At 60.1% G+C, this 17,588-nt stretch carries 18 protein-coding genes; 13 read left to right on the plus strand and 5 right to left on the minus strand.

What is annotated here, in order from left to right; translation table 11 throughout:
• The first annotated feature begins 30 nt into the window (after positions 1 to 30).
• The 6 genes from AC3I0A_RS25600 (at position 31) to AC3I0A_RS25625 (ending at position 5,933) form a co-directional block, all read left to right on the plus strand.
• On the plus strand, positions 31 to 1,386 hold the full coding sequence (locus AC3I0A_RS25600; RefSeq protein ID WP_489375297.1) for a M16 family metallopeptidase: 1,356 nt from the start codon (positions 31 to 33) through the stop codon (positions 1,384 to 1,386).
• Positions 1,379 to 2,869 (plus strand): M16 family metallopeptidase, encoded by a 1,491-nt coding sequence (locus tag AC3I0A_RS25605; protein ID WP_489375298.1) that lies wholly within the window; start codon positions 1,379 to 1,381, stop codon positions 2,867 to 2,869. The genes AC3I0A_RS25600 and AC3I0A_RS25605 overlap by 8 nt, the downstream gene beginning before the upstream one ends.
• Positions 2,869 to 3,489 carry a 16S rRNA (guanine(966)-N(2))-methyltransferase RsmD gene (rsmD, locus tag AC3I0A_RS25610; RefSeq protein WP_489375299.1) on the plus strand — a complete coding sequence of 207 codons (621 nt, stop codon included), beginning with the start codon at positions 2,869 to 2,871 and terminating at the stop codon, positions 3,487 to 3,489. The genes AC3I0A_RS25605 and rsmD overlap by 1 nt, the downstream gene beginning before the upstream one ends.
• A gap of 57 nt (positions 3,490 to 3,546) precedes the next feature.
• Positions 3,547 to 4,554, plus strand: a complete 1,008-nt coding sequence (locus AC3I0A_RS25615) for a hydrolase (RefSeq protein WP_489375300.1) — start codon at positions 3,547 to 3,549, stop codon at positions 4,552 to 4,554.
• Between the two features lie 333 nt (positions 4,555 to 4,887).
• The gene (locus tag AC3I0A_RS25620; RefSeq protein ID WP_489375301.1) at positions 4,888 to 5,607 is read left to right on the plus strand and encodes an AzlC family ABC transporter permease; all 720 of its coding nucleotides are present in this window, start codon (positions 4,888 to 4,890) and stop codon (positions 5,605 to 5,607) included.
• Positions 5,604 to 5,933: an AzlD domain-containing protein gene (locus AC3I0A_RS25625; protein ID WP_489375302.1), complete on the plus strand. Its 330-nt coding sequence runs from the start codon at positions 5,604 to 5,606 to the stop codon at positions 5,931 to 5,933. Before AC3I0A_RS25620 ends, AC3I0A_RS25625 begins: the two co-directional genes overlap by 4 nt.
• A gap of 169 nt (positions 5,934 to 6,102) precedes the next feature.
• Here AC3I0A_RS25625 and AC3I0A_RS25630 read toward each other — a convergent pair whose 3' ends face one another.
• Both AC3I0A_RS25630 and AC3I0A_RS25635 read right to left on the minus strand, forming a co-directional pair.
• Positions 6,103 to 6,957, minus strand: a complete 855-nt coding sequence (locus tag AC3I0A_RS25630) for a sulfurtransferase (protein WP_489375303.1) — start codon at positions 6,955 to 6,957, stop codon at positions 6,103 to 6,105.
• Positions 6,958 to 6,972: 15 nt separating this feature from the next.
• Entirely contained in the window at positions 6,973 to 7,662 is a 690-nt protein-coding gene (locus AC3I0A_RS25635) for a TetR/AcrR family transcriptional regulator (RefSeq protein ID WP_489375304.1), read from the minus strand.
• A 147-nt stretch (positions 7,663 to 7,809) separates the two neighbouring features.
• On the opposite strand from AC3I0A_RS25635, the gene AC3I0A_RS25640 reads away from it, so the two are divergent.
• The 5 genes from AC3I0A_RS25640 (at position 7,810) to AC3I0A_RS25660 (ending at position 12,493) form a co-directional block, all read left to right on the plus strand.
• On the plus strand, positions 7,810 to 9,240 hold the full coding sequence (locus AC3I0A_RS25640) for a coniferyl aldehyde dehydrogenase (protein WP_489375305.1): 1,431 nt from the start codon (positions 7,810 to 7,812) through the stop codon (positions 9,238 to 9,240).
• 27 nt (positions 9,241 to 9,267) lie between these two features.
• Entirely contained in the window at positions 9,268 to 9,813 is a 546-nt protein-coding gene (locus AC3I0A_RS25645) for a twin-arginine translocation pathway signal protein (protein ID WP_489375306.1), read from the plus strand.
• A gap of 132 nt (positions 9,814 to 9,945) precedes the next feature.
• A complete protein-coding gene (locus tag AC3I0A_RS25650; RefSeq protein WP_489375307.1) occupies positions 9,946 to 11,541 on the plus strand; it encodes a GMC family oxidoreductase in 1,596 nt (531 codons plus the stop codon).
• A gap of 115 nt (positions 11,542 to 11,656) precedes the next feature.
• Positions 11,657 to 12,136, plus strand: coding sequence for a pantetheine-phosphate adenylyltransferase (coaD, locus tag AC3I0A_RS25655; RefSeq protein WP_489375308.1), 480 nt, complete (start codon positions 11,657 to 11,659; stop codon positions 12,134 to 12,136).
• A gap of 105 nt (positions 12,137 to 12,241) precedes the next feature.
• Entirely contained in the window at positions 12,242 to 12,493 is a 252-nt protein-coding gene (locus AC3I0A_RS25660) for a YfhL family 4Fe-4S dicluster ferredoxin (protein WP_489358198.1), read from the plus strand.
• A gap of 124 nt (positions 12,494 to 12,617) precedes the next feature.
• On the opposite strand, the gene AC3I0A_RS25665 is transcribed toward AC3I0A_RS25660, so the two are convergent.
• Genes AC3I0A_RS25665 through AC3I0A_RS25675 form a run of 3 tightly spaced genes read right to left on the minus strand, consistent with a single transcriptional unit; the run spans position 12,618 to position 14,662 of the window.
• Positions 12,618 to 12,950 (minus strand): multidrug transporter, encoded by a 333-nt coding sequence (locus AC3I0A_RS25665; protein ID WP_489375309.1) that lies wholly within the window; start codon positions 12,948 to 12,950, stop codon positions 12,618 to 12,620.
• Positions 12,951 to 13,003: 53 nt separating this feature from the next.
• Positions 13,004 to 13,816: a bifunctional DNA-formamidopyrimidine glycosylase/DNA-(apurinic or apyrimidinic site) lyase gene (gene mutM, locus AC3I0A_RS25670; protein ID WP_489375310.1), complete on the minus strand. Its 813-nt coding sequence runs from the start codon at positions 13,814 to 13,816 to the stop codon at positions 13,004 to 13,006.
• A 30-nt stretch (positions 13,817 to 13,846) separates the two neighbouring features.
• The gene (locus AC3I0A_RS25675) at positions 13,847 to 14,662 is read right to left on the minus strand and encodes an HDOD domain-containing protein (RefSeq protein WP_489378600.1); all 816 of its coding nucleotides are present in this window, start codon (positions 14,660 to 14,662) and stop codon (positions 13,847 to 13,849) included.
• Positions 14,663 to 14,842: 180 nt separating this feature from the next.
• Here AC3I0A_RS25675 and AC3I0A_RS25680 point away from each other — a divergent pair, with 180 nt between their 5' ends.
• Both AC3I0A_RS25680 and AC3I0A_RS25685 read left to right on the plus strand, forming a co-directional pair.
• Positions 14,843 to 16,039, plus strand: coding sequence for a class I SAM-dependent rRNA methyltransferase (locus AC3I0A_RS25680; protein WP_489375311.1), 1,197 nt, complete (start codon positions 14,843 to 14,845; stop codon positions 16,037 to 16,039).
• A gap of 133 nt (positions 16,040 to 16,172) precedes the next feature.
• On the plus strand, positions 16,173 to 17,375 hold the full coding sequence (locus AC3I0A_RS25685) for an MFS transporter (RefSeq protein WP_489375312.1): 1,203 nt from the start codon (positions 16,173 to 16,175) through the stop codon (positions 17,373 to 17,375).
• Positions 17,376 to 17,588 lie beyond the last annotated feature (213 nt).

Raw genomic sequence — 17,588 nt, forward strand, 5'->3', positions numbered from 1 at the left:
AAGCGGGCAGCCCAACAGGTTTAAAAACGAATGAATGCTCTAGCCCGCCGCGCCGCAGGCCTGCTGCTCAGCACAGTTTGTCTGCCCCTTTCAGCTTTGGCTGCCGATCCACAACCCACCCACGAATTCACCCTCGACAACGGCCTTAAAGTGGTCGTGCGCGAAGACCATCGTGCTCCCGTGGTGGTTTCCCAGGTCTGGTACAAGGTCGGCTCCAGCTATGAAACCCCGGGCCAGACCGGTTTGTCCCACGCACTGGAACACATGATGTTCAAGGGCAGCGAGAAAGTCGGCCCCGGCGAAGCCTCGCTGATCCTGCGCGATCTGGGTGCAGAAGAAAACGCCTTCACCAGCGACGACTTCACCGCGTACTACCAGGTGCTGGCCCGCGACCGTCTGGGTGTGGCCTTCGAGCTGGAAGCCGACCGCATGGCCAGCCTGCGCCTGCCGGCTGACGAATTCAGCCGGGAAATCGAAGTGATCAAGGAAGAGCGTCGCCTGCGCACCGACGACAAGCCGATGTCCAAAGCCTACGAGCGTTTCAAGGCCATGGCCTACCTGGCGAGCGGCTACCACACGCCGACCATCGGCTGGATGGCTGACCTGGACCGGATGAAGGTCGAAGAGCTGCGCCACTGGTACGAGTCCTGGTATGCGCCGAACAATGCCACGCTGGTGGTGGTCGGCGACGTGACCCCGGACGAAGTCAAAACCCTGGCTCAGCGCTACTTTGGCCCGATCGCCAAACGTGACGTACCGCCAGCGAAGATCCCGATGGAACTGGCCGAGCCCGGCGAACGCCAGATCACCCTGCACGTGAAGACTCAACTGCCGAGCCTGATGCTCGGCTTCAACGTGCCAAGCATCGCCACGGCTGCGGACAAGCGCTCGGTGAATGCGCTGCGGCTGATCTCGGCGCTGCTGGACGGTGGTTACAGTGCACGCATTTCGACCCAACTGGAGCGCGGCGAAGAGCTGGTCTCCGGTGGTTCTTCGAGCTACGACGCCTATACCCGCGGCGACAGCCTGTTCACGCTCTCCGCGTCGCCCAACACCCAGAAAAAGAAAACCATGGCTCAGGTCGAAGCCGGTCTGTGGCGTCTGCTCGACCAGTTGAAAACCACCGCTCCCACTGCTGATGAGCTGGAGCGTGTCCGCGCCCAGGTGATTGCCGGCCTGGTCTACGAACGTGATTCGATTACCAGCCAAGCCACCGCCATCGGTCAACTGGAAACCGTCGGCCTGTCCTGGAAGCTGATGGACACCGAGCTCGCCGAGCTGAAAAGCGTGACTCCGGAAGACATCCAGAACGCCGCCCGCACCTATTTCACCCGCGAACGTCTCAGCGTTGCGCATGTACTGCCCGAGGAGACCACTCATGAGTGAGCGCAAAAAATCACGCCTGGTCTTGATCGGTCTGGTGCTCATCGCGCTGGTCGGCTCGCTGGCTTTCTACCTTGGCCGTCCCGGTGATTCCAGTGCCAGCCAGGCACTCGACAAGGCCAAGGCGAGCAAAAAACTGCAATCGCTGACCGAACTGAACGGTAAGGCACCAAGTCGCCGTGCACTGGATGTACACACCTGGAAAACCGCCGAAGGCGCCAAAGTGCTGTTCGTTGAGGCCCGCGAACTGCCGATGTTCGACCTGCGCCTGACCTTCGCCGCTGGCAGCAGTCAGGATGGCAGCGCACCCGGTCTGGCCCTGCTGACCAACGCCATGCTCAACGAAGGCGTTGCCGGTAAAGACGTCAGCGGGATCGCCGAAGGTTTCGAAGGCTTGGGTGCCGATTTTGGCAATGGCGCTTATAAAGACATGGCTGTCGCCTCTCTGCGCAGCCTGAGCACGGTGGATAAACGCACGCCTGCCTTGCAGCTGTTTGCCGAGGTCGTGGGCAAACCGACCTTCCCGGCCGACTCGCTGGCGCGAATCAAAAACCAGATGCTCGCCGGTTTCGAATACCAGAAGCAAAACCCCGGCAAACTGGCGAGCCTCGAGCTGATGAATCGCTTGTACGGCACTCATCCTTACGCTCACTCCAGCGACGGCACGGCGAAAAGCATTCCGCCGATCACCCTCGCACAACTGCAAGCGTTCCATGCCAAGGCCTATGCCGCCGGCAATGTGGTGATCGCACTGGTCGGCGACTTGTCACGCGCCGAAGCCGAAGCCGTTGCCGCGCAAGTCTCCGTCGCGCTGCCAAAAGGCCCGGCGCTGGCCAAAATCGAGCAACCCGCTGAGCCACAGGCGAGCATCGGCCATATCGAGTTCCCGTCCAAGCAGACCAATCTGATGCTCGCGCAACTGGGCATCGATCGTGACGATCCGGACTATGTGGCGCTGTCTCTGGGCAACCAGATCCTCGGCGGTGGTGGTTTCGGTACGCGGCTGATGAGCGAAGTCCGCGAGAAACGCGGCCTGGCCTATGGCGTATACTCCGGCTTCAGTCCGATGCAAGCCCGCGGGCCGTTCATGATCAACCTGCAAACCCGCGCCGAGATGAGCGAAGGTACGCTGAAGCTGGTCCAGGACGTTCTCGCCGATTACCTGAAAACCGGTCCGACCCAGAAAGAACTCGACGATGCCAAGCGTGAACTGGCCGGCAGCTTCCCGCTGTCCACCGCCAGCAATGCCGATATTGTCGGTCAACTGGGCGCCATGGGTTTTTACGACCTGTCACTGAGCTACCTTGAAGACTTCATGCTGCAGTCTCAAAGCTTGACGGTCGACCAGGTCAAGGCGGCACTGAACAAACACCTGAGCGCCGACAAGATGGTCATCGTCAGCGCCGGGCCAACCGTTCCACAAAAGCCGTTACCGGCCCCTACTGACAAACCTGCCGAGCAACCGCTCGGGGTTCCGGAGCATTAATGGCCAGCCCATCGCGTCCCAGCAAAAAACCCGCTCACAACGTCCATAACGGCGTTGGTCATCTGCGCATCATCGGCGGCGAATGGCGTAGTCGTCGCCTGAGCTTCCCGGATGCTCCGGGCCTGCGCCCGACCCCGGACCGCGTCCGCGAAACCTTGTTCAACTGGCTCGCACCCTACGTCGTCGGGGCCAAAGTGCTCGACCCGTTCGCCGGCAGCGGCGCGCTGTTCCTCGAAGCGCTATCCCGTGGCGCCGCCATGGGTCAGGCACTGGACAGTAGCAATCTCGCCGTTTCCAGCCTGCGCGAGCATCTGGGCACCCTGCGCTGCACCACCGGTCACGTGCAAACCGCCGACGCCTTGCGCTATCTGGAAACCCAGCCGGCGACAGCGTTCGACCTGGTATTTCTCGATCCGCCATTCAACCAGAACCTGCTGCCCGTCGCCTGCGCATTACTGGAAGAACGTCAGTGGCTGGCTGACGGAGCGTGGATCTATACTGAAAGCGAAACGGCGCCATCGACCCTCGGTCTTCCGACTGGCTGGCGCCTCCACCGCGAACAAAAATCCGGGCGGGTCCACTACGCGTTATGGCAACGGATGGCAGAGACAGTGGGTTAATCGACTGCCCTGAAAAAAGCTGCGTACCGCGTACGCACTTTTGCACAGAGAATAACCGTGCCCACACTGTCAGATCGCTTCACCCCCGCCTTGGGCCTAGGCAACCCGCATCTACAAACCTTGTGGGGTCCGCTGTGGCGTAAAACCACCCATCTCGATCGGCAACGTGAACGATTGTGGCTTGACGATGGCGACTTCCTCGACCTCGACTGGCATGGCCCCCATAGCCCTGCTGCGCCTTTGGTGCTGGTGTTGCACGGGCTGACCGGTTCCTCGAATTCGCCCTATGTGGCCGGGCTGCAACAGGCACTAGCGAATCAAGGCTGGGCCAGTGCGGCGCTGAACTGGCGCGGCTGCTCGGGCGAGCCGAACCTGTTGCCGCGCAGCTATCACTCCGGCGTCAGCGAAGACCTCGCGGCGGCGATCAGGCATTTGCGCTCCCAGCGGCCATTGGCTCCGTTGTATGCCGTCGGCTACTCGCTGGGCGGTAATGTGTTGCTCAAGCATCTGGGAGAAGCCGGCCACAACAGCGAGCTGCTAGGCGCAGTGGCGGTGTCGGTACCCTTTCGTCTCGACCATTGTGCCGACCGTATCAGCCAGGGCTTTTCCAGGTTCTATCAGGCGCATTTCATGCGCGAGATGCTGGCCTACATCAAAAACAAGCAACGACGATTCCAGCATGACGGCCACCACGAGGGCCTGGCGACTCTGAACAGGCTCGGCTCGCTGGACAATATGCGAACCTTCTGGGAGTTCGACGGCCGGGTCACCGCGCCGCTAAACGGATTTCTGGATGCCCAGGACTATTACCGACGCGCCTCCAGTCGCTACTTTCTCGGGACCATCCGCACGCCGACCCTGATCATTCAGGCCGCTGACGATCCTTTCGTGTCGCCCCACAGCTTGCCCGAGGCCAGTGAACTGTCGTCGAGCACGCAGTTTGAATTGCAGAGCAGGGGCGGACATGTCGGCTTTGTCGACGGAACCCTGCGCAGCCCCGGCTATTACCTTGAGCGGCGCATTCCGCAATGGCTGACAGGCGCAGGGCCGCGATGGCGTTTGTGAACGCTGGGGTCACACGACCAGAGTCATCTGAGCCGGCAGTTCAAGCAAGCAGTGCCCGGCAGTTACCCTGAATCTACGGCCAGACGATCAATTGTGGCGAGGGAGCTTGCTCCCGCTCGGGCGCGAAGCGCGCCGTAAGGCCAACCGCTGAGTATTACCTGACAAAATGCGATTGCAGATTTTAGGGCTGCTACGCAGCCCAGCGGGAGCAAGCTCCCTCGCCACAGGTATGTGTTCGGCATAAAAACAGTCGATTTTTTAGGGAGCCGCGCAAGATCGTTCAAGACGGGCGCCATCCAACTACCTAAGATGCGGGCAACAAGGAGAGTCTTGATGACCCGCAAACAGTTTTATTCCCGAGGTATCCGCGACAGCTTTGCCATGGCCGTGGGCATTCTGCCGTTCGGGCTGTTCTTTGGCACATTGGCCGGTGCCGCTGGCCTGACGCTATGGCAGGCGGTCGGCATGTCGCTGTTCGTCTACGCCGGTTCCGCGCAATTCATTGTCATCAGCCTGTTTGGCGCGGGCGCCAGTGCGGTGGTGATTCTGCTGACGACCTTTATCGTCAACTTGCGCCATGTGCTGTACAGCGCCACCTTGCAGCCCCACGCCAGCCAGCTGCCGCAGCGTTGGCGGGTGTTGTTGGCATTTTGGCTGACGGATGAAACCTTCGCGGTGGTTCAAGGCTTTTATCTGCTGCACGGCAATCGACCGCTGGCGCACTGGTATTGGCTGGGCGTCGCCAGCTCACTGTATGTGTGCTGGGTATCGAGTTCACTGGTGGGCGTGCTGTTCGGTCAGGCCGTGCCGGATCTGGCCAGCTGGGGCCTTGAGTTCGCCATGCTGGCGACCTTTATCGGCATCGTCGTGCCGTTGCTGCGCAATAAACCGCAGGTGGCTGCAGCATTGGCGGCGGGCGCCGTGGCGCTGGCGACCTATAGCTGGCCCTACAAACTCGGGCTGATGGCCGCCGCGTTCAGCGGGATCGCCGTAGGTGTAGTGCTGGAACGTCGAGGGTTGGGCGCTCAGACGGGCAAGGAGTTGCACTCATGAGTTACTGGTGGCTGATTTTCGGCATGACCGCGATTACCTTTATGCTGCGCTACAGCTTGTTCGCCTGGCCAAATCTGAGTTTCCCGCCACTGGTGCGCCAGGGTTTGCACTATGTGCCGACGGCTGTACTCACAGCCATTGTGGTACCGGGCATGTTGCTGCCCGATGGTGAGCATTGGGCGCTGAACCTGAGCAACGCGTATTTGTTGGCGGGACTGGTCGCGATCGGCATTGCCGCGTTGACCCGGCATCTGCTGGCGACCATTGGCGGCGGGTTGCTGGTGTTCTTTTTGTTGCGCTGGATGATGGGGCAATTGCCGGTTTGATGGGTTGATCTTATGACCGCATTCGCGGGCAAGCGAACGTCGCCCGGCCCTTCCCACAGGGTATTGCTGTGCTTTTGTGGGAGCGAGCTTGCTCGCGAGATGGCGGTGGGTCAGTCAACATTGATGCTGAATGTTATTCCGTCATCGCGAGCAAGCTCGCTCCCACATTTTAATCGCCCTTCACAACCGACCGCTGGGGATCGGTAATCCACTCACTCCACGATCCCGCGTACAAACTGGCCAGCGGATACCCCGCCAGACACAACGCAAACAGGTTATGGCAAGCCGTCACGCCGGAACCGCAATACGCCACCAGCTCAGTGGGTGAGCGATCCGCCAGCTTCGCGGCGAAACGTTGTTTGAGTTGGTCAGCCGGCAGGAAGCGCCCGTCACTGCCCAGGTTTTCGTTGAATGCCGCACATTGTGCGCCCGGGATATGCCCGGCCACGGGATCGATCGGCTCCACCTCGCCACGGAAACGTGGCTGGGCACGAGCATCGAGCAAGGTCAGAGTCGGTTGGCCGAGGCGCTGTTGCAGTTGTTCGGTGCTCAATAGCAGCGAGTTGTCTGGAGTGCCGCTAAAGCTGCCCGGCGAAGTGCCAGGCGGATCCAGACTCAACGGCAAACCAGCCGCGTGCCAGGCCTTCAAGCCGCCGTCGAGAATGAATACACCATCGCGCTTGCCCAGCCAGGCCAATAGCCACCAGGCCCGCGCGGCAAATGCGCCGGGGCCGTCGTCATACAGCACGATTTCGCTGTCGGCATTGACACCCCAGGTCCGCAAGCGCTCAACCAGTTTCTCAGGATCAGGCAAAGGATGGCGCCCGGTCACACCCTTGATCACCGGGCCGCTGAGGTCACGCTCCAGATCGGCGAAAGAAGAGCCGGCAATATGCCCTTCAGCATAACTGCGCTGGCCGTAGTCCGGGTCTTCCAGGGCAAAACGACAATCCAGAATCACCAACCCGGCCTGCTCTTTTTTTTGGTCCAGAGCTTGAGGACTGATCAATTGCGCAATGGGCATAGCGGGCTCCTGTGATTAACTCTGTGGTTGATCCTGTTGCACTTCTTCCAGCGCCTGCGCCAGCGGCACATAAAACTCTTCGAACAGCGCATTCACTGCTGCCCGCGCCTGATCCGTGACAAAACCGGCTTCCAGTACCAGCACCTGATAGACCCCACGCTTGATGGCCTCTTCACTCAGATGCGTGGAATTTTCCCGCGTGGTGCAGAGAAAACGCACCCAAGAGGTGAGGATGATCCAGGCATTGAGGGTCAGGGACTCGATCTGGACCCTGTCCATACTCAGGATGCCGGCTTCGACAAACCCCTTATAGATGGCCGTGCCCTGGATCAGGCAGCGCTGGGAAAAGCGCCGGTAACGGGCGGCCAGCTCCGGGTCGCTGTCGAGCAGGTGTTCAAGGTCCCGATGCAGGAACCGGTAGCGCCACATGGCGGCGAGCAACGCCTGCAAGTAATAACGCTTGTCTTCGACCGTGGCAGCACGACCCTGGGGCGGGCGCAGAAAACTGTCCACCAGGCTTTCGTACTCACTGAACAGCACCGCGATGATCGCCTGCTTGTTGGGGAAGTGGTAGTACAGATTGCCCGGGGAAATTTCCATATGGGCGGCGATATGGTTGGTGCTGACGCTGCGCTCGCCCTGCTGATTGAACAGCTCCAGGCTGTTCTGGACGATGCGCTCGCTGGTTTTTATCCGTGGGGCCATGGGCTTGGGCTTTAATTCAGAGTGCGTTACCGATCATCTTACGACCTATCCCCGATCGGATAAATCAAAGCTGGCGAATGATGATAGTTGACTTTATAGAGCATTAACTCTAAAAACAAACTATTCTAATAAAACCCGGAGCCATCCATGCCCGCCGATATTGCCTACCTGCAAGACTCTCAACCGCAACTGGATGAGCTCCACAGACTGTTTGCCGCCCAGCGCCAGGCCTATGCCGCCAACCCGATGCCGCCGGCGGCACAACGTCAGCAATGGCTCAAGGCCTTGCGCGAGGTGTTGAGCGACGAACGCCAGGCATTGATCGACGCCATCAGCCAGGACTTCAGCCACCGCAGCGCCGACGAAACCTTGCTCGCCGAACTGATGCCCAGCCTTCACGGCATTCATTACGCCAGCAAACACCTCAAAGGCTGGATGAAACCGTCCCGACGCAAAGTAGGCGCAGCCTTCCAGCCGGCCTCGGCCAAGGTCATCTATCAGCCGCTGGGCGTGGTCGGGGTGATCGTGCCGTGGAACTATCCGCTTTACCTCGCCATCGGCCCCTTGGTCGGCGCGCTGTCCGCCGGTAATCGGGTGATGCTCAAGCTCAGCGAATCGACGCCGGCCACCGGGCAATTGCTCAAGGCGTTGTTGGCTCGGGTCTTTCCAGAAGACCTGGTCTGCGTGGTGTTGGGGGAAGCCGAGATCGGCATGGCTTTTTCCAAACTGCGCTTCGATCACCTGTTGTTCACCGGCGCCACCAGCATCGGCAAACAGGTGATGCGCGCGGCGGCAGAACACCTGACACCCGTGACTCTGGAGTTAGGCGGCAAATCCCCGGCCATCGTCTCCGCCGACGTGCCGCTCAAGGATGCCGCCGAGCGCATCGCCTTCGGCAAAACCCTGAACGCCGGACAAACCTGCGTCGCGCCGGATTACGTGCTGGTGCCGGAGGACCGCGTTGGCGCCTTCGTCGAAGCCTATCGCAAGGCCGTTCGCGGGTTTTATCCCAGGCTTGCGGATAATCCGGACTACACCGCAATCATCAATGATCGACAACTGGCACGGCTCAACGGCTACCTCAGCGACGCCACCAGCAAGGGCGCGCTGCTGATTCCGCTGTTCGATCAGGGCCAGGGCCGCCGCATGGGCCACAGCCTGTTGCTGAACGTCAACGACGAGATGAGCGTGATGCAGGACGAAATCTTCGGTCCGGTGCTGCCCATCGTCCCCTACACCGGCCTGGATCAAGCCTTTGCCTACGTCAACCAACGGCCGCGTCCGCTGGCGCTCTACTTCTTTGGCTACGACAAGGCCGAACAAAGCCGCGTGCTCAACGAGACCCACTCCGGTGGCGTATGCATCAACGACACGCTGCTGCACGTCGCTCAGGACGATATGCCATTCGGCGGCATCGGCGCGTCGGGAATGGGCCATTACCACGGCCATGAAGGCTTCCTGACGTTCAGCAAGGCCAAGGGTGTGTTGACCAAGCAGCGGCTGAATGCGGCGAAGCTGATTTATCCGCCTTATGGCAAATCGATCCAGAAGCTGATTCAGAAGCTGTTTATCCGCTAACCATACTGCCGTCGGGTAATAACAATAATGAACCCAAGCCTGTCTGAATCACCTGAGTTGTCACGACGCGGTCTGTTGAAGTTCAGCCTGTGCGCCAGCGCCTTTCTGGCCACTGTCGGGCTTGGCGCCAGTCTCAGCGGCTGCTCGGCCGACACTCCGGCCAACGGTTTCGCGATCCTGCGCAGCAGCGACCTGCCATTTCTGCGAGCACTGATTCCGGTGATGCTCAAGGGTGCGGTGGCCGCCGAGAAAATGCCTGCAGCCGTCGACGGCACCCTGCAAAGCCTGGATCGCAGCCTCGATCACCTGTCGCCGGAAATGCTCAAGCTGACCCGGCAACTGTTCGACGTGCTCGCCATGCCAGTCACCCGTGGGCCGTTAAGCGGAATCTGGGGCCGTTGGGAAAACGCCAGCAGCGATGCCATCCAGCACTTCCTCAAGCGTTGGGAAAACAGCTCGCTGAGCCTGCTGCGCATGGGCCACAGCTCACTTGTGCAACTGGTGATGATGGCCTGGTATGGCCGCGCGCAGTCATGGGCGCACTGCGGGTATCCGGGGCCACCTACAGTTTGAAATCGTGTCGCCCCCATCGCGGGCAAGCCCGCTCCCACAGGGACCGCGTAACCCTTTGTGGGAGCGAGCTTGCTCGCGATTGGCCGCGTAGCGGCCACCTGCGTTTAATCCATAACAACAAGAGAACCTGAGATGCCCGTACCCGATCTGTTTCGCGAGGGCCTGGCCCGTGGCTGGAAAACGTATGACGGCTCACAACTGGAGCAGGACCTGACGCTGGAAGCAGACGTGGCGATCATCGGCAGCGGTGCCGGCGGCGGCACTACGGCAGAAATCCTCAGTGCCGCCGGCTACAAAGTGCTGCTGATCGAGGAAGGCCCGCTCAAGACCAGCAGCGACTTCAAGATGCTCGAAGATCAAGCCTACGCCAGCCTCTATCAGGAAGGCATCGGCCGCATGAGCAAGGACGGCGCGATCACCATCCTGCAAGGCCGCGCGGTCGGCGGCACCACGCTGATTAATTGGACCTCGAGTTTTCGCACGCCGCAGCCGACCCTCGAACACTGGGCCAAAGAGCACGACGTCAAAGGCCACAGCCCCGCCGAGATGGCGCCCTGGTTCGAGAAAATGGAGCAGCGCCTGGGTATCGCGCCCTGGATGATGCCGCCCAACGCCAATAACGATGTGATCAAGAATGGCTGCGAAAAGCTCGGCTACAGCTGGCACGTGATCCCGCGCAACGTGCGCGGTTGCTGGAACCTCGGTTATTGCGGCCTGGGCTGCCCGACCAACGCCAAGCAATCGATGCTGGTCACCACCATTCCGGCCACCCTGGAAAAAGGCGGCGAACTGCTGTATCTGGCCCGTGCGCAGCGCCTGTTGATCAAGGACGACAAGGTCACCGACCTGCAATGCATGGCCATGGACGCACGCTGCGTCGCGCCGACCGGGCGCAGCATCACCGTTAAAGCGCGGCACTATGTGCTGGCGGGCGGCGGCATCAATAGCCCGGCCTTGCTGCTGCGCTCCAGGGCACCCGACCCGAATGAGCGGCTCGGCAAACGGACCTTCCTGCATTTGGTAAACATGTCCGCCGGGCATTTCGACGAGGTGATCAACCCGTTCTACGGCGCGCCCCAGTCGATTTATTCCGACCACTTCCAGTGGCAGGATGGCACCACCGGCAAGATGTCCTACAAACTGGAAGTACCGCCGCTGCACCCGGCGCTGGCCAGTACCTTGTTCGGCGGTTTCGGCTCAGACAATGCGTTGCGCATGGAACAACTGCCCCACACCCACGCCATGCTCGCGCTACTGCGTGACGGATTTCACCCGGACAGCCCCGGCGGCAGTGTCGAATTACGCGGTGACGGCACGCCAGTGCTCGACTATCAGGTGTCGCCCTACGCTTGGGACGGTTTGCGTCGGGCCTTCCACAGCATGGCTGAAATCCAGTTCGCCGGCGGCGCAAAAGCAGTCATGCCCCTGCACAGCGATGCCCGTTTTGTAAAAAACCTGGCCGAAGCTCGCACCTTGATCGACGGTCTGAGCCTTGAGTTGTATCGCACGCGCCTGGGCAGCGCTCATGTAATGGGGGGTTGCGCCATGGGCGAAGACGCGAAAAATGCCGTCTGCGACAGCCTCGGCCGGCATCATCAGTTGAGCAATCTGTCGATCCACGATGGCTCGCTTTTCCCCACCAGCATTGGCGCAAACCCGCAGTTGTCGGTCTACGGACTGACGGCGCAATTGGCGACTTCACTGGCCGAACGTTTAAAAACCGCGTGAAAAAGCACATTATTTGTAGCGTCTATAGTGCTTTCTTACCCCAAAGGCGACTTGGCCGACCGGGAAGGCTGCGATACCATCCGAGTCCCCAACGGACTCCCGCCAGGACGACGCGATGAACCGAGTGTTGTACCCAGGTACCTTCGACCCTATTACCAAGGGCCATGGCGATCTGGTCGAACGCGCCGCGCGCCTGTTCGACCATGTGATCATTGCCGTCGCTGCCAGCCCGAAGAAAAACCCGCTATTCCCCCTGGAACAGCGTGTGGAGCTGGCCCGCGAGGTCACCAAACATTTGCCGAACGTTGAAGTCGTCGGTTTCTCCACGCTGCTTGCGCACTTCGCCAAGGAAACGAACTCCAATGTGTTCCTGCGAGGCCTTCGAGCGGTCTCGGACTTCGAATACGAATTCCAGCTGGCTAACATGAACCGTCAATTGGCGCCGGATGTGGAAAGCCTTTTCCTCACGCCGTCCGAGCGTTATTCGTTCATTTCCTCGACGCTGGTGCGTGAAATTGCAGCCCTGGGCGGCGATATCACCAAGTTCGTCCACCCGATCGTCGCTGAAGCCCTGACCGAGCGCTTCAAGAAGTAGCCAGGGACAGTCCATCGCGCCCGCGTGCACTGCGGGCGCCAATGCGGCACAATTGCAGTATTAGTTTTCATATGCCTGGGCCAGCCGCCCTGGCAGGAGTGCCCCATGTCCCTGATCATCACCGACGATTGCATCAATTGCGACGTCTGCGAACCCGAGTGCCCGAACGCCGCCATCTCTCAAGGCGAAGAGATCTACGTGATCGACCCGAACCTGTGCACCCAATGTGTCGGCCATTACGATGAACCGCAGTGCCAGCAGGTCTGTCCGGTTGATTGCATCCCGCTGGATGAAGCCCATCCGGAAACCGAAGAACAGTTGATGGCCAAGTACAAGCTAATTACTGGCAAGGTGTAAGTTTCGGATGTTTGCGGTGTCTGTCAGGACGTCTTCGCGGGCAAGCCCGCTCCCACAGGTATTACAGTGTCCTTGTGGGAGCGGGCTTGCCCGCGAATGATCTCAAGGCTGGCACAACTATTACTTACTCCCGCTGGTCATACCCCTCCCCGGTACATCCCAGACAGCGCACAAACGCCGCTTTGCCCGGATCAAGCACCAGCGCCTGCCCCGCCTCGCCGATCCCGCCACCAAACGCGGTAAACGGCAACGACACGACAAACACCCCCGCACCGATGACAGTCGCCACAACCAGCAGTGGCCGGGCGATCAACAGGTCACCGATCATGGCGAAGGCCGGTGGGTTCTGGATGGTATAGCTCGGGTCACCGCTGCCGCTGTCAGACGCCAGGGCTGGCAGCGTTTGCAGGCCAACACTCAAGATCAGCGCGGCGGTGAGGGTACGAAACGGGTTCATGGCACGGTCCTTCGGCAAGCAGACAAAGACTCACTATAGACCGTGCGGTTTACTCAGCTCTGGCAACGCGGGCAATAGACGCTGGCGCGCTGCCCCAGACGAACCTCTCGCAGACCCGTTCCGCACACTTTGCAGTGCTCATTACCACGACCGTACACGAACAATTCCTGCTGGAAGTAGCCCGGCTGACCGTCACCGCCGATGAAGTCACGCAGGGTCGTGCCGCCGCGCTCGATGGCGTGGGCGAGGATACGTTTGATCTCGATGGCCAGTTTCAGATATCGCGCCCGGGAAATGCCCTTGGCCTCGCGTCGCGGGTCGATGCCGGCAGCGAACAGCGCTTCAGTCGCATAGATATTGCCCACGCCCACCACCACTGCGTTGTCCATGATGAACGGCTTGACCGCCATGGAGCGCCCGCGAGAGAGCTGGAACAGCCGCTCGCCGTCAAACAGGTCAGTCAGCGGCTCCGGTCCCAGGCGAATCAACAATTCATGATTGAGCGGATCGAGGCTCCAGAGCATCGCCCCAAAACGCCGAGGGTCGGTGTAGCGCAAGGCCAGGCCCGACTCCAGCTCGATATCCACATGTTCATGCTTGGCCGCCGGCAGGCCGACTTCCACCAGCCGTAAATTCCCCGACATGCCCAAATGACTGATCAGCGTCCCGACCTCGGCATTGATCAGCAGGTACTTGGCCCGCCGATCGACCGTCACGATGCGCTGCCCGGACAGGCGCACATCGAGGTCTTCCGGAATCGGCCAGCGCAAGCGGCGGTCACGGACGATCACGCGGCTGACGCGCTGGCCTTCCAGATGCGGTGCAATACCGCGCCGGGTAGTTTCGACTTCAGGTAATTCAGGCATGACGCTCTCGGATCAGAAAATAGCCGACGCTCAACGATGAGCGCCCAACTCGCGAATCGACTCTTTCAGGTTCTCGAAGTCGTAGTCCGAAAGACCGACATAATCGAGTATCAGGTGACCGATGCTACTCCACTCGTGGTCATCGACCTGATTGCCCAGCACCCGGTACGAGGCACAAATATGTTCGGCCATCTTCAGTATTGCCAGCAGGTTTTTCAACTGGCTGTTGCGCGATGACTCATCGCTGAAGATCGCCAGCGCATTGTGGTGATTGGCGATGGCGTTGGTCACATGCTCCGGCAGGCGCCAGGACTTCGCGGTGTAATAACCGACAACGGCATGGTTGGTGTTGAACACCCGGTTCTCGGTGTCCACCACGCGGCATTGTGCGCTGGCATTGGCATAAGACGCTTCGAGCACCGTCATGTAGTCGGGGAAGCGTTTGAGCATCAACGGCACGCCGCAGTCGTGGAACAAACCCAAGGCGTAAGCCTCGTCCCCCGCCTGCGAACCGACGCGCTTGGCCAGGGTCAGGCAGGTCATCGCCACGTCCTGAGCGGTGTCCCAGAAACGGTTCAGGGTAACGATGGTTGCGTCATTCATCTCGCCCTTGATCGACTGCGCGTTGATCAGGTTGATGATCGAGCGGCTGCCCAACAGATTCACCGCACGCTGGATCGAGGCAATCTTGTTGCTCAAGCCGTAATACGGCGAATTGACGATTTTCAGCAGCGCACCGGAGAGGCCAGGATCCTGGGAGATCAACCGGGCGATCACCTCCAAATCCGGGTCGGGCATGTACTGCTCCATCTGCAAATCCACCATGATTTGCGGCTGCGGCGGCACGCTGATGCCCTGCAGGGCCTGCTGAATCTGTTCGGCGGAAAGCTCTTGGGGCATAAGTACGCACTCTGGGCTGATCGGCGATTCTAACCCTTATAATGCTCGCTCCTACAGTACATCGCCCCGCGCGGCCATTATCTGCACAACACGCTATACTCCCGCTCTTTTTTCCGGAGCGACGTCATGTCCCTGCCAAGCCTGCGTCTCAAAGCCAACGCCGACCGTCGCCTGCGCAACGGTCACCTGTGGGTCTACAGCAACGAAATCGATGTAGCCGCCACCCCACTGCACGGCTTCAAGGCGGGCGATCAAGCTGTTCTGGAAGCCGCCGGCGGCAAGCCGCTGGGCATCGTCGCCATGAGCCCGAACAACCTGATCTGCGCGCGTTTGCTGTCCCGCGACATCAAGTTGCCACTGGACAAGTCGCTGCTGGTGCACCGCCTCAATGTGGCCCTGTCCCTGCGCGATCGCCTGTTCGACAAGCCGTTCTATCGTCTGGTCTACGGTGATTCCGACCTGCTGCCGGGTCTGGTGGTCGACCGTTTCGGCGACATCCTGGTGGTCCAGATCGCTTCGGCGACCATGGAAGCCCATAAAGACGACGTGATCGCGGCGCTGACTCAAGTGATCAAGCCAAGCGGCATTCTATTCAAGAATGACTCCGCCGCCCGTGATGCCGAAGGCCTCAATCGTTACGTCGAAACCGTCTTCGGCCTGGTGCCGGAGTGGGTTGCGCTGGAAGAGAACGGCGTGAAGTTCGAAGCGCCAGTCATCCAGGGACAGAAAACCGGCTGGTTCTACGACCACCGCATGAACCGCGCGCGTCTGGCACCTTATGCCAAAGGCAAACGCGTACTGGACCTGTATAGCTACATCGGCGGTTGGGGCGTGCAAGCGGCCGCGTTCGGCGCCAGTGAAGTGTTCTGCGTCGACGCTTCGGCCTTCGCCCTCGACGGCGTCGAGCGCAACGCCGCGCTCAACGGTTTCGCCGACAAAATGACTTGCATCGAAGGCGATGTGTTCGAAGCCCTGAAAGAACTGAAAGCCAGCGAAGAGCGCTTCGACGTGATCGTGGCCGACCCGCCGGCGTTCATCAAACGCAAGAAAGACATGAAAAACGGCGAAGGCGCCTACCGTCGTCTGAACGAGCAAGCCATGCGCCTGCTCAGCAAGGACGGCATCCTGGTCAGCGCGTCGTGCTCCATGCACCTGCCGGAAGACGATCTGCAAAACATCCTGCTGACCAGCGCCCGCCACCTGGACCGCAATATCCAGTTGCTCGAACGCGGCGGCCAGGGCCCGGACCATCCGGTACACCCGGCGATTGCCGAAACGCGTTACATCAAGAGCATTACTTGCCGGTTGCTGCCTAACAGCTAACAGCTCCCTGTCGGTAGGAGCGAGTCAGCTCGCTCCTACAACAGTTTCAGAATGGTCCCGCGCCACGCGTATTGACTTGCCCCCTCATCAAATCAATCCTCGTCTCCCCCTCATGGATCGAGCGCATTGTTTGATGACTTACATCACACACTCCAGAGAAAAGTCATCGATCATCCTGCTGCTGATGACCATGACACTGCTCGCTGTTTTCCCTCTCGACGTAGTCCTGCCCTCCTTCCCTGCCCTCTCCAGCCACTTCCAGATCTCGCCGCCGGACGCTGCCTTATCCGTCAGCCTGTTCGCCGTCAGCCTAGCGGTGTCCGTAATGCTGGTCGGGCCTCTGTCGGACATGTGGGGCCGCAAGAAGCTGCTGCTGGGAGGCATTGCTATCGCGGCAATTGGAGCGGCTGGCTGCGTGGTCGCCAGCGACTACCGCTGGTTTCTGGTGTTTCGCATGGTTCAGGCGATTGGTTGCGGGGCATTTTCGTTGTCACAGGCGCTGATACAGGACCTATTCGCCGGTCGTGAACGGGAGCGCCTCAGGATCTGGATGGTGACGTGGGGCGGAGTGTTTATTTCAATTTCGCCACTGCTGGGAACCTGGCTGCAATCGCACCTTGGCTGGCAAGGCAGTTTTTATGTATTCATCACACTGGCGGTTATTGTCTGGCTCGACGCCTACCGGCGGCTCAAGGAAATCCCAACTGCCCACATGGCACCACACAGGGGGTTCTTCAGTGCTTACTGGCGCTTATGTTCGGATGTACGCTTCATGGGTTACTGGTTGATTTCGGCCTTGGCCTTCGCCTGTCATTTTTCGTTCATCGTTTCTTCGCCCATCATTTTCATGGAGCGTCTGGCGCTCTCGCCGTATGAATTCGCCTGGGCGTTGTTGCTGTATGGCGTGGCGTATGTACTCGGCGGAATATTAGCCAGCGTGCTGCATCGATACCTGCAAGCCAGTACCCAGATCATTATCGGCCTGGGCCTGATCGCCGTTTCAGGCGGGGTCATGCTGTGGCTGACTCACCAGTTCGGTCTCTCAGCGGCTACGGTGTTGATCTCCATGCTGGTTTGCACCATTGGAACTACCATTGCCAGGCCAATCGTCAACTCCAAAGCCATGAGTCTCTATCCAGAGAATGCCGGGGCCTCCACCTCGGTCGGGGCCATGCTGATTTTCATGTTCGGCGGTGTGATCAGCTCGGTGATCAACCTGGCGCCCGAGGACCTGACCACGACTCTGGCCCTTGGCTTCCTGACGCTGAGCGTTGCAGGACTTGGAGTGAACGCATTGATCTGCCACAAGACTCAACAGGCACTCAATACAGGGTGATACCTGCCAGTCGTCATCCCGCACGCCCCGTCACCACAGGATCAACACTTCCCGGCATTCCTTCCTGGCGCCAGCGGTGTAGAATCGAAAGATTCATCGCCAGTCATCCCCCGGCGGGTTTATGAGCTCAGGCTGAAACGCGCGGCGATCCCGCAGTGTTATCGGCATCTTCCGGGCACACGGCCATTTCTGTGTGTTCCAGACGTCAATAGA

The organism is Pseudomonas sp. KH_024_B2 (assembly GCF_057839965.1).